Raw genomic sequence first — 12,483 nt, forward strand, 5'->3', positions numbered from 1 at the left:
TTTAGGATTTGTTTTTTTTCCAATTTTCAATATTTACTTGTTTGCTTCTCGCAATAGCTAAGGAATTATTTTGAGAATCTTTAGTAATTACTGAGCCTGCTCCAGTAGTTACTGAGTCACCAAGATTAATAGGGGCTATTAAAACTGTATTGGCTCCAATACTGGAGTTTTTACCAATATTAGTTTGATATTTTTTGGTGCCATCAAAATTTGCTGTAATAGTTCCTGCTCCTATATTGGTATATTTGCCAACTTTAGAATCTCCAATATAACTAAGATGATTAACCTTAACTTCCTCATCTAGTTTGCTATTTTTTATCTCAACAAAATTACCAATTTTACTGTGAGAAGAAATTTTACAATTTGGTCTTATATGACTGTAAGGACCAATTTTTACATGGTCAATTATTTTGGAATTAAAAATCGTTGAATTTATAATTTCGCAATTATCATGGATTATTGTATCTTTTATAAAAGAATTTGGGCCAATTTTACAGTTATTAGAAATTTTAGAATTTCCTCTTATATGAGTATTTGCTTCGATTATTACATCGAGACCTATTATTGACTCTTCACTTATTGTGCAACTCGCTGGATTGATAATAGTTACTCCTCCAAGCATATGTTTCTTTTTAATTAAGGTTTGAATAGTTTCTTCGCATTCTGATAATTGAACTCTATTATTAATTCCTTGAAGTTCTCCAGTGTCTTCAACTTCAAAGCTATAGGAATTCTTTAGTAAAGTAATAGTGTCAGTTAAATAGATTTCTTTTTGTTTATTGTTACTTTTTAAATTATTAATTATCTTTGATAAACTTTTCCAACTAAAGCAGTAAATTCCCGCATTCGTCAATAAATTAGAACGTTCATGTTTATTGCAATCTTTTTCTTCGACTATCCTTTCAATTAAATGATTTTCAGTAAATACTCTTCCATAGCCATGAGGATTTTTTTTTCTAGAAGTTATTAAGGAAACATCTGCTATTTTTGAGTCATGATACTTTATAAGGTCTTTCAAAGTTTCGGCTTTGATAAGTGGCACATCCCCATTTAGAACCAACAATTTACCGTCATGTTTTTTAACTTGCTGAGAGAGAACCTGAATAGCATGCCCTGTTCCTTTTTGCGGATTTTGAACAATAAAGTGAATGTTTTTATTTTTAAGTACCGAATCTTCAACCTCCTTTGATTTGTGACCTACGATGATAAATATTTTATCTGGTTTTAATTCATTACAAGAATTGATAACTCTTTGAAGGAGAGTTTTACCAGATAATTTATGTAAGACTTTAGGAAGTGTGCTCGCCATCCTAGTACCCTTACCTGCAGCTAATATCGCAACAGTTAGCATATTTATTATGATATTTTATCTAAATTTTACTGTTTAAGTTCTATTTCGTCATGCCCCATTTGTCTCTCCATTTTTTTGAAGTCTCTAGATTAGATAAGAATTGCTCTTGAACTCTTTTTTGGATGATATCTTTTTTATTTAAACTTAAAGTAGGATCACGATATGGGATACTTGCTTTAGTCAATAAATGTTCCTCTTCCATCGAAGATAAATTTTTAAAATATAAATTATTTTGTATAGCTTTTTTGTCAATAATTTTTACCGCAATTGTCCCGTTACTCCATAGATTTTTAGAGACTAAGTTTGGCTTAATATTAAAAATGTTCAAACCAAAATCTTTTAATGTCCTTCTTATCGCAGCTGAACATGAGTAGGTTATTAAATATCCTTGAGGATTAAGTTTTTGAGTCACTTTTGATAGAAATTCAACTGACCAAACTTGAGGACATTTTTGAGGCGAAAACCCATCTAAATAAATTAAATCGAATTTAATATTTGCAGGAATATTTTTTATTTTTTCTCTGGCATCGCCCCATAAAATATCACATACAAAAGATTGATCTTTATATTTAGAATTCTTTGATAATTCTTTAAATATTTTTAAAACTTTTGGATGCCATAACTTTTGAAATGATTTATTTCCTAAAGAATACTTCAGAGGCTTTTTGTCAATCTCTAAAGCGTACCAATTTATAAAAGAATTTTGTCTAATAAGGCTATTGAATAATGAAGCTGAATTGTATCCTAGACCGAAGCAGATATCTAAAACGTTCAGAGACCTATTGTTAAATCTTTTTAAATCAGATGGATTTATGAATTTAATTTCAGTCTCTTTTAAAGCCCCTTCTAGACTATGAAAATTCTCTTTAAAAATATGACTCCTTAGTGTAACGCTCCCATCTTTAGTTAAAACCTCTTTTAATTCAGACAAGAATTCTCTCGGATCAGTTAATTAGTTTGTCTAGATCTCCCCAAAAAGTTGGATAGGAAACTCTAGAAGCATCTGCTCTTGCAATTTTTGAGGAGCCTTTAGCTAAAAGTGAAGCTATAGCAAGGCTCATTGATACCCGATGATCAGTTTCACTATCAACTTCAGCAGAATGAAACTTAGAATCACCATCAATTATTAAACCATCTTCCTTTTCTATAATATTTGCACCAAATTTTTCTAATTGGGTTGCCATAACTTTTAATCTGTCTGTTTCTTTAACTCTTAATTCTTTTGCATCTTTAATTTCTGAAACTCCACCACAAAAACAAGCTGCTACTGTAAGGATTGGAATTTCATCTATAAGTTTTGGAAGAATATCTCCTTCTACTTTAAAAGGTTTTAAATTACTTACATATTTTACATTTATAGAACCTATGGGTTCTCCTGCAATTGTAGATTTGTCTAAAATTTTGTAGTTGCATCCCATTTCATCCATTACATTCAATATTCCTGTTCTCGTTGGATTTAGCCCTACATTTTTAATAACAATATCAGATTCTGGCACTATTGATGCGGCAATCATCCAGAAAGCTGCAGAGCTAATGTCTCCTGGAATCAATATATTTTGACCTGTCAAATTATTACCTGATTTTATTACTATATTTCTTCCTAATTCTCCTCTTATATTTATGTCGGCCCCAAATGCTTTAAGCATTCTTTCAGTATGATCTCTCGAGGATGCAGGTTCAATAACTGAAGTAGTTCCAGAGGCACTTAACCCTGCTAATAATATCGCAGATTTAACTTGAGCACTTGCTACTGGAGTTCCAATTACACAACCTTTTAGTCTATTCCCAGTAATAGAAATAGGAGCTTTTGACCCATTTTCTCTGCCGTGAATTTTGCCTCCCATAAGTGATAATGGCTTACTGACTCTTCCCATTGGTCTTTCATTAAGAGATTTGTCCCCAGTCAAGATAAAATTACTACCTTCTTGTCCCGCCAAAAGACCCATTAATAACCTCATTGTGGTGCCTGAATTTCCGCAATCAAGAATTTCTTCAGGTTCTTTAAAACCATCAATACCTAAACCTTTTATGGTAAATGGTTGATTCTTTTTTATTTCAGGAATATTTACACCCAATTTTCTAAGACAATCTGCTGTTGAAAGCGGGTCTTCAGAATATAAAAATCCTTCTATGTTTGTTTCACCTTCTGCAATACTTCCTATTATCAAAGATCTATGCGAGATTGACTTATCTCCAGGTACTTTTATTGTTCCTTGTAAACTTCCTCCACCTTTAACGGTGCGGACATGATTAGTATTCAAATTAATAAGTTGGTTTAATTTCTATAGATTTTTTCATAGGTACATAATATCAATAAGTTTGTTTTTAAAAAAAAATATTAAAAGTTAAGTAACTGTTTTCTATAATAGTAAGAGAATTGGAACTTATTATTAATCTTTCTTATTACCATGTCGCAGATGATGTTCCAGAAACAGATTCTGATATTGCTGTTGTTATTGATGTTTTAAGAGCAACAACAACAATCTCTTGGGCATTGAAAAACGGGGCAGATTCAATTCAAGTTTTTTCTGATTTAGATTTATTAAAGGATACTGCTAAAAAGTGGGACGGTAATAAAAGACTAATGCTTGCAGAAAGAGGTGGTAAAACGATTGATGGTTTTGATTTAGGTAACTCCCCAATATCTGTAACCAAAGAGACAGTTCAAGGTAAAAGACTATTTATGAGTACAACAAATGGTACTAAATCACTAAAAAAAGTTCAAAATGTAGAATTTTTGTTTGCAATGTCTCTTCCAAATAGAAAAGCAGTGGCTAAAAGGATAATTTCTTTAAATAAGAAAAACGTTCTTATATTAGGTAGTGGATGGGAAGGTTCTTATTCTCTAGAGGATTCTTTAGCAGCAGGTGCGCTCGCCTCATATATAAAAGAAAACTCTAACTGTGATGTAAATATATCTAATGATGAATTGCAAGCTTCATTAGCACTTTGGAATGTTTGGAAGAATGATATCCTAAGATGTTTAAGGACAGCAACTCACGGAAAAAGATTAACAACTCTTGGTGATTATGAAGATGATTTTAAATGTTGTTCTGAACTTGATTGTTTAGATATTGTTCCTACTCAAGTTGAAAGAGGTGTAATTCGTGCCTCATAATTCGCGAATTTATTTTTTAGGAGTGAGACCTTGACTGATTTTTTAGTTGCCGCCTTACAAATTAGGAGTACTGCTAATGTTGAAGCAAATTTTGCTGAGGCTGAGGAGCAGATTGAATTAGCCTCTAGAAGAGGTTCAGAACTAATAGGCTTACCAGAGAATTTTGCATTCTTGGGTGAAGATAATGAAAAACTTAGAATGGCTTCTGAATTATCAACAAAGTGTACTAATTTTCTAAAAACGATGTCTCAGAGATATCAAGTTTTTCTCTTAGGAGGAGGTTATCCCGTCCCCGCTGGAGATAATCTTCATACTTTCAATAGATCAGCTCTTTTTGGGAAAGATGGTCAGGTTCTAGCAAAATATGACAAAATTCATCTTTTTGATGTTGACTTGCCTGATGGTAATTTGTACAAAGAATCATCAACTATTTTGTCTGGGGAGGAACATCCTCCAGTTATTGATGTTCCAGGCCTTTGCAAGATAGGGTTATCTATTTGTTACGATGTTAGATTTCCTGAACTTTACAGGCATCTTTCTTCGAAAGGTGCTGAACTTATAATGATTCCTGCCGCATTTACAGCTTTTACTGGAAAAGATCATTGGCAAATTTTACTTCAAGCAAGAGCGATAGAAAATACAGCTTATGTAGTAGCACCTGCTCAAACAGGTATTCACTATGGGAGAAGACAAAGTCATGGGCATGCCATGGTTATAGACCCTTGGGGGACTGTTTTGTCTGATGCAGGAAAAACACAAGGAGCAGCAATTGCCCCTGCAGATAAAGAGAGAGTGAAAAAGATAAGAGAGCAGATGCCAAGCTTAAAACATAGAAAAACTAAAATGTTCGCAAAATGATGCCAAAGTTTTTTTTTAATAAACTTTTTCGTTGCTTATCAATTTTCTTACTTTTAAATTCAAGTATTTCCCCAGCAAAATCATCTAGTGCACTAGCTGCTTGGATCTTGAATTCTAATGGGATTTTAGAATTCAGAACTAAATCAAATTCAAAATTAAAGGCCTACTTTCAAAAAGGAGGGAATGTTTTTGGGGATAGATTTTGGATAGATTTCCCTGGAGAACTGAAAACTCCAAGAACTATAGAAGGAAATGGTCCTATAAAAGAAATTAGATTAGGTAAACCTAATAAAGGTAAAACCAGATTAGTTATCGAATTTTCGGAAAGTAATAATTTAAAACCTCTTAATTGGAGGTTAGTTGCTATTGATAAAAATAGATGGAAAATTAAATTATTTTCTTTACCAAGAAAATCTTTTCAGACAATAGGTGAAGGTCTTGTCGGTAAATCATCTAACAATCCTAAGGCTAATCAAAAGCTAATTCACTCAAGGAGAGAAAATTATAAGTTTTTGCAATTGCCGGATATCAAGCGTAATAAGTTTTATGTTGTTATTGACCCTGGACATGGGGGGCCAGATCGAGGAGCGATCGGGATAGGAGGGCTAAGAGAAACAGATGTGGTACTTGATGTTTCTAAACGAGTAAAAAAATTATTATCCGAGAAAGGGGTGATGGTTAAATTAACTAGAAATAATGAAATTGATTTAGATTTACCTCCAAGAGTCTCAATAGCTAATAAAACTGATGCTGATATTTTTGTAAGTATTCATGCGAATGCTTCAAGAGGTAAAAGAAGAGATATTAACGGTTTAGAAACTTTTTATTACTCCGGATGGAGAGGACGACTATTGGCAAAAAAAATTCAAAAACAAATACTTAAAGTTTCTCCTGGAAGTCCAGATAGAGGAGTGAGACAAGGTAGATATTTCGTTATTAAAAATACCAGAATGCCAGCAGTACTTGTAGAAATAGGATTTCTAACAGGAAGGTTAGATGCTAGAAGACTAGAAAAATCTATCCATCGTGAAAGAATAGCTTATGCAATCACAAAGGGTATTCTTGAATATCTTTCTAGGATATAGTGAAACTTAAAATAGGAATATTTGACAGTGGTATAGGAGGATTTACGATCCTTGGTTCTTTAATAAAAACCCGTGAGGATATCGAGGTTTTTTATTTGGCAGATACAAAGAGGGTTCCTTATGGAAATAAAAATATTGGACAAATAAGATACATCGCAAAGGAGATTTGTAATTGGTTTAAGGATAAAAATTTGGATGCATTACTAATAGCTTGTAATACTACAAATGCTTGTGCCTTAGATATTTTAGAAAATAACTTACAAATCCCTTGTTTTGATCTAATTAATTCAGTTTCAGAAATAGTAACTAAAAAATATATTGGTGTTTTGGCAACTCCTGCAACTATTAAAACATCATATTATAAAAAAATAATTGAATCAAAGAGAGAAAATGTAAAAGTATTCCAACAAGCATGTCCTGAATTTGTTAGAGAAATAGAAAAAACAAACTTAGACTTAAATAAATTAAATTATCTATCCGATTTATATATTAATCCTTTATTAAGAGAAAATATTGAAGAGATAATACTGGGATGTAGTCATTATCCTTTAATTTATGACGTTTTAAAAAGTAAAATGCATGCAAATATTAGAATTATTGATCCCTCAGTTGCTTTAGTAAATAACTTTAATAATTCATTTTTGATTCCAAAAAGTTCTTGTTATGAGAGTACTTCCAACGATAATATTAAATTTTTTGTCACCCAAAACAGTGAAGATTTTTCTAAAAAAGTAAAATATTGGTTGGAAATTAATAAAGAAATTAAGTTGGTTAACCTCCGAAGCAATGATTGATTCTTTAGTATATGTAGGAGGTCAAATATGAATACAGTAACAGAACTTCTACAACCAGTTGAAAATGATCTTGATGATCTTATTTTCGAACTGAAAAATTTAATCGGTGCTGGTCATCCAATTCTTCAAGCAGCCGCTGAACATTTATTTAGTGCCGGAGGAAAAAGGTTAAGACCTGGGATAGTTTTATTGATTTCAAAAGCTATTTCTCAGGACTTTACTTTGACAACCAAACATAAAAGACTTGCAGAGATTACTGAAATGATTCATACAGCATCATTAGTTCATGACGATGTTGTAGATGAAGCATCCACAAGAAGAGGTGTTGATACTGTTCATAGTAGGTTTAATACGAGAGTTGCTGTACTAGCTGGGGATTTTTTATTTGCTCAAGCAAGTTGGCATCTAGCAAACTTAGATAATGTAAAAGTAGTTAAACTTCTTAGTAGAGTAATAATGGACTTAGCAGAAGGTGAAATAAAACAAAATCTAAATAGATTCGATTCGGCACAAACTTTTTCTAAATATATTAATAAAAGCTATTGTAAAACAGCTTCTCTGATTGCAAATAGTACAAAGGCAGCTGGAGTTCTATGTAATTTAGAAGTTGAACAATTGAATCACTTATACGAATTTGGAAAGAATATCGGATTAGCTTTTCAGGTTGTCGATGATATCCTTGATTTCACCGGTAACGATAAACAATTGGGTAAACCAGCTGTAAGTGATCTTGCAAGTGGTTATCTAACTGCTCCTGTTTTATATGCTTTAGAAGAAAATGAAAATTTGTCTGTTCTGATAAATAGAGAACTTGTAGAAAAGGAAGATTTAGATAATGCTTTGAATATTGTTATGAACTCGCAAGCAATAAAACGTTCTAGAAAATTAGCTGAAGATTTTGCTCTCCAATCAAAAGAAGCATTGTTATGGCTTCCTGACTCAGAATATAAGAGGGCTTTGTTATCTTTACCCGAATTTGTGCTCAGTCGTCTTTACTAGATTTATCAAAAAATAAATTTTTGTAGTTAAAAATACATAATAATTTTTTGAAAATTATAATTAACTTGAATAAATAAATTTTGACTAGATTCATCTAATGACATTAGATAAGAAACATTCCATCAATAATATTCTTGAAGAAAATAGACTCTTCCCCCCTTCAAAAGAATTCTCAGATAAATCAAATATAAAAAATTTTGAGGAATTACAAAGTTTAAAAAAACAATCTTTAGAGAACCCAACAAAATTCTGGGAATCTTTTGCAAATTCGGAAATTGATTGGTTCGAACCATTTCAGACTGTTTTAGACCGAGAAAATGCTCCCTTTTTTAAATGGTTTAAGGAAGGTAAGTTGAATATCACTTATAACTGCTTAGATAGACATATCAAAAACGGAATTGGGAATAAAACAGCGCTTGTATGGGAAGGCGAGCCAGGAGATAACAAGAAATATACGTATCAAGAACTTCTCAAAGAAGTATGCAAAGCTTCAAATGCTTTGAAATCTTTGGGAATAAAAAAAGGTGATTTGGTCTGTATTTATATGCCAATGATTCCTGAGGCGATGGTTGCCATGCTCGCTTGCGCAAGAATTGGAGCACCTCATTCCGTAGTTTTTGGAGGCTTCTCCTCTGAGTCGTTAAAAGATAGGTTGATTGATGGAAATGCTAGATTTGTTATAACGGCAGATGGTGGGTTTAGAAAAGATAAGGTAATTGAGCTTAAGAAAGCTGTTGATGCGGCAATTGAAAGTGGGGCAAATAAGATTGTTGAAAAAGTTATTGTTGTTCAAAGAACTAAAAAAGATATTTCGATGGTAAACAATAGGGATTTTTGGTGGGACGAATTATTAAAAGATCAAAAAGATTGGTGCGAACCTGAAATTATGAATAGTGAAGATAGATTATTTGTCTTATATACTTCAGGATCCACTGGTAAACCAAAGGGTGTTGTTCATACTACTGCTGGTTATAATCTATGGTCTCACCTAACATTCAAGTGGATTTTTGATATAAAAGATGATGATGTCTATTGGTGTACAGCAGATGTTGGGTGGATTACTGGTCATAGTTATATAATCTATGGACCTTTATCCAATGGAGCAACAACTCTTATGTTTGAAGGTGTTCCAAGGTCATCTAACTTAGGGGCTTTTTGGGAAATTATTCAAAAATACAAAGTTACTATTTTCTATACAGCACCAACAGCGATAAGATCATTTATGAAATCTGGACGCGAAATCCCTGACCAATACGATTTAAGATCTTTGAGACTTTTGGGAACAGTTGGCGAGCCAATTAATCCTGAAGCATGGATGTGGTATCGAGAGGTAATAGGGGATAATAAGTGTCCAATAGTAGATACATGGTGGCAAACTGAAACTGGTGGTGTGATGATAAGTCCCTTACCAGGAGCCGTTGCTACAAAGCCAGGTTCCGCAACATTATCTTTGCCTGGAATCGAGGTTGAAGTTGTAGATAAAAATGGAGAAAAGGTGTTGAAAAATGAGGGTGGATATTTGATTGTTAAAAAACCTTGGCCTGGAATGATGCGTACAATTCATGAAAACTCCCAAAGATATTTAGACAGTTATTGGGAATACATTTCTTTTAAAGGTGAAAAAAATGTTTATTTCGCTGGAGATGGGGCTCGGATTGATAATGATGGATATATTTGGATCATGGGAAGAGTAGATGATGTTATAAGTGTTTCTGGGCATCGTTTGGGAACTATGGAAATAGAGTCCGCATTAGTAAGTCATAAATCAGTTGCTGAAGCTGCTGTAGTCGGAAGAAAAGATGATTTGAAAGGTGAGGCTATTATTGCATTTATATCTTTAGAAAAAGATATAAATAGTTCTCCAGAATTAGTTGAGGAGTTAAAGAAACATGTAGTTAATGAAATTGGAATTATTGCTAAACCAGAAAAAATAATAATTTCAGATTCTCTTCCAAAAACTCGTAGTGGAAAAATAATGAGAAGAATTTTGAGATCTTTGGCAGAAGGCGAAAAAATAAGTGGAGATATTAGTACCCTTGAAGATAGTTCTGTTTTAGAAAAATTAAAGGAAATATCTTAAATTGATTTATCAATTAAATCAGATATTTGTTTGATTGTATTTCTTTTAAAATCATCATCAGCCCAATCACCTAAAAAATTTTCTCTTAGTCCTGCGCTAGCGATAATAGTATGAGTTCCCTTAAGCTTTATTCCTTTGGAGTTATCTTCTTTTCTTCCTCTAAGACAAGAAAGTAATTTATCTGTTTGATCTAATTCATCTGAGTTAAATTTTATTAGAAAATTATTTTTTTGATAATAAGTTTTTTTGATTATTCCAAAAGTTCTTTCTGGGCTTGGGCTAAATTCACTAGTGAATTCTAATTTTTGAGAAATCTTTTTTAAAAATGGTATGGATTTGTTAGCACTAAAGTTATTAAAACTTATTGATATGAATTTTTCGCAATTCCTACCTCCATCTGGAGAAATTAAGTGAAGTTTACAACCAAGGCTATGTCCAATTCTTATTGAAGGAATTGATGTTCCTATTCTTTTTGATAAGGATCTTTGACAACTTTTAAAATCTTTCCATGCTCTTATTGCCAGTTCTTGATGATCAAACTGAGGCGTGTATTTGTATGCATGCACTGCATAGTTTTTATCTATTAAGCTTTTTATAAATCTTTTGTAAGCTAAATCTGGTTTAGAGGCTAAATAACTACCTCCAATAAATTCTATGATTTTTTTTGGATTTGAAGGCCAATAACAGTAATTATTAAATTGATATTTTGTAAAAGTCATTTAATATTTTATATTCAAACAATTAGGTTGATTTCTAATAAGATTTAGTTTTTTTACGTTGATTGTTTAATTATTATTAATTTAAAAGAAAATAATATCAAATGCGTCAAAATATAATAGATATTTTTTGATAATTGGAACTACCAAACAAAAAAAAGATTAATCAATTGGATTTTCTTAATAATGAAATCAAAAATAATGATAATGAGAAACCAAATTTTTTAAATAAATCAATCTTAAGCTCTAAAAATAATAATCAAAATCAATTAATAGAAAACATTTTAATTCTTGATACTGAGACAACTGGCTTAGATGAAAATAAAGATGAAATTATTGAGGTAGGTTGCATTTTATTTAATGTAAATTCTAAATCTGTCCTCTCTCAGGTCTCGTTCTTATTCCCAGTAAGTTCAAATGAAGCTGAACATGTTAATGGGATATCTGCAGAAGTTACTAATATTAAACAACCTTGGGAGGACGGCTTGAATTTCTTTTTAAAACTTGTGGATTGTTCAGATTTAATAGTTGCTCATAATGTTGAATTTGACAAAAAATGGTTTGGAAAGGGTAGATTGCCCAAGCTCGAAAAAAAATGGATTTGTAGTTTAGAGGATATTAATTGGTCATTTCAAAAAAACTTAAAAAATAGACCATCAGTTACTGATCTTGCACTTTCTTTTTCAATACCAGTTTGGAGCTTACATCGAGCATTATCAGATTGCTTCTATATTTCGGAGGTATTCAAAAAATGTGAGAATTTAGAAGAACTACTTAGTAAAGCGACTGAACCAAGATTTTTATATAAAGCATTGGTGAGTTATGAAGACAGATCATTAGCAAAGAAGGCAGGATTCCTATGGAATAATCCTAAGCAAGGTGCTTGGGCTAAAAAATTAACAGTCGAAGAGGCAAATAGTCTTGATTTTAAAGTGCAGATATTGGATTAATATTTCAGCTTTTTAAACTTGAAAAATCTTTAGTGCATTTTACAGGGCATCCATTTTTTACCCATTTTATGCGCGCCGATACATCCATATTCTGACGCTGCTTTTTCAGCTTCCTCTTTTGTTTTATAAAGGAAAGGCATCATGGTCTCTTTTTTGATTTTTGAAGCCTTCTCAGTGGGAATGTGAATATCATGACTATGTGATTTAGGAGAATATTCCCATAATCCCATAGTGGTTATTCCAGCAGAAATTATTCCCATACCAACTACTGATAAATTTACTATTCCCATAGCAACAGCCCCAAAAGAAAAAACACCCATTGGCACTACCCCAATACTAATAACACCCATTGGTACTATTCCAATAGAAACGATACCTAAGGGAGCAATTCCGAAGGCAAATTTTTTTGGTTTTGTTCCACAATGCTGACTCTCTTCCTTATTAGTTATTCCCAATATTTTGTATGAATGTTAGATTAAATTATGACATAAAGAATTTCAGCAAAATTTAATTTCAATTTAAATTAAAAAAT

The 12,483-nt window shown here is 32.0% G+C and carries 12 protein-coding genes; 7 read left to right on the top strand and 5 right to left on the bottom strand.

Annotated elements, in window-relative coordinates:
• Position 1 precedes the first annotated feature (1 nt).
• From glmU to aroA, 3 genes are read right to left on the bottom strand one after another with little or no spacing between them, the layout of a single operon-like run.
• Positions 2-1,351, bottom strand: coding sequence for a bifunctional UDP-N-acetylglucosamine diphosphorylase/glucosamine-1-phosphate N-acetyltransferase GlmU (glmU, locus tag ACTF45_RS04240; protein WP_438949400.1), 1,350 nt, complete (start codon positions 1,349-1,351; stop codon positions 2-4).
• 40 nt (positions 1,352-1,391) lie between these two features.
• A complete protein-coding gene (locus tag ACTF45_RS04245) occupies positions 1,392-2,282 on the bottom strand; it encodes a tRNA (5-methylaminomethyl-2-thiouridine)(34)-methyltransferase MnmD (protein ID WP_438949401.1) in 891 nt (296 codons plus the stop codon).
• 13 nt (positions 2,283-2,295) lie between these two features.
• Positions 2,296-3,612: a 3-phosphoshikimate 1-carboxyvinyltransferase gene (gene aroA, locus ACTF45_RS04250; RefSeq protein WP_438949402.1), complete on the bottom strand. Its 1,317-nt coding sequence runs from the start codon at positions 3,610-3,612 to the stop codon at positions 2,296-2,298.
• A 128-nt stretch (positions 3,613-3,740) separates the two neighbouring features.
• Here aroA and ACTF45_RS04255 point away from each other — a divergent pair, with 128 nt between their 5' ends.
• The 6 genes from ACTF45_RS04255 to acs all read left to right on the top strand — a co-directional run bounded on the left by ACTF45_RS04255 (position 3,741) and on the right by acs (position 10,285).
• On the top strand, positions 3,741-4,469 hold the full coding sequence (locus ACTF45_RS04255; protein WP_438949463.1) for a 2-phosphosulfolactate phosphatase family protein: 729 nt from the start codon (positions 3,741-3,743) through the stop codon (positions 4,467-4,469).
• 30 nt (positions 4,470-4,499) lie between these two features.
• A complete protein-coding gene (locus tag ACTF45_RS04260) occupies positions 4,500-5,327 on the top strand; it encodes a carbon-nitrogen hydrolase family protein (protein WP_288348125.1) in 828 nt (275 codons plus the stop codon).
• Positions 5,327-6,412, top strand: a complete 1,086-nt coding sequence (locus ACTF45_RS04265) for an N-acetylmuramoyl-L-alanine amidase (protein ID WP_438949464.1) — start codon at positions 5,327-5,329, stop codon at positions 6,410-6,412. Before ACTF45_RS04260 ends, ACTF45_RS04265 begins: the two co-directional genes overlap by 1 nt.
• Positions 6,412-7,206: a glutamate racemase gene (gene murI / locus ACTF45_RS04270; RefSeq protein WP_438949403.1), complete on the top strand. Its 795-nt coding sequence runs from the start codon at positions 6,412-6,414 to the stop codon at positions 7,204-7,206. Before ACTF45_RS04265 ends, murI begins: the two co-directional genes overlap by 1 nt.
• 27 nt (positions 7,207-7,233) lie before the next feature.
• Entirely contained in the window at positions 7,234-8,205 is a 972-nt protein-coding gene (sds, locus tag ACTF45_RS04275; protein WP_438949404.1) for a solanesyl diphosphate synthase, read from the top strand.
• Positions 8,206-8,302: 97 nt separating this feature from the next.
• Entirely contained in the window at positions 8,303-10,285 is a 1,983-nt protein-coding gene (gene acs, locus ACTF45_RS04280) for an acetate--CoA ligase (RefSeq protein ID WP_438949405.1), read from the top strand.
• Here acs and ACTF45_RS04285 read toward each other — a convergent pair.
• Positions 10,282-11,004 carry a DUF1350 family protein gene (locus ACTF45_RS04285; RefSeq protein WP_438949406.1) on the bottom strand — a complete coding sequence of 241 codons (723 nt, stop codon included), beginning with the start codon at positions 11,002-11,004 and terminating at the stop codon, positions 10,282-10,284. The two genes, acs and ACTF45_RS04285, sit on opposite strands and share 4 nt — an antisense overlap.
• A gap of 134 nt (positions 11,005-11,138) precedes the next feature.
• On the opposite strand from ACTF45_RS04285, the gene ACTF45_RS04290 reads away from it, so the two are divergent.
• Positions 11,139-11,951 (top strand): 3'-5' exonuclease, encoded by an 813-nt coding sequence (locus ACTF45_RS04290; protein ID WP_438949407.1) that lies wholly within the window; start codon positions 11,139-11,141, stop codon positions 11,949-11,951.
• 29 nt (positions 11,952-11,980) lie between these two features.
• Here the strand turns inward: ACTF45_RS04290 and ACTF45_RS04295 are convergent, their stop codons facing one another.
• Positions 11,981-12,406, bottom strand: a complete 426-nt coding sequence (locus tag ACTF45_RS04295; protein ID WP_438949408.1) for a hypothetical protein — start codon at positions 12,404-12,406, stop codon at positions 11,981-11,983.
• Positions 12,407-12,483 lie beyond the last annotated feature (77 nt).

Origin of the sequence: Prochlorococcus sp., from assembly GCF_965655815.1 — a bacterium.
GTDB lineage: Bacteria > Cyanobacteriota > Cyanobacteriia > PCC-6307 > Cyanobiaceae > Prochlorococcus_A > Prochlorococcus_A pastoris.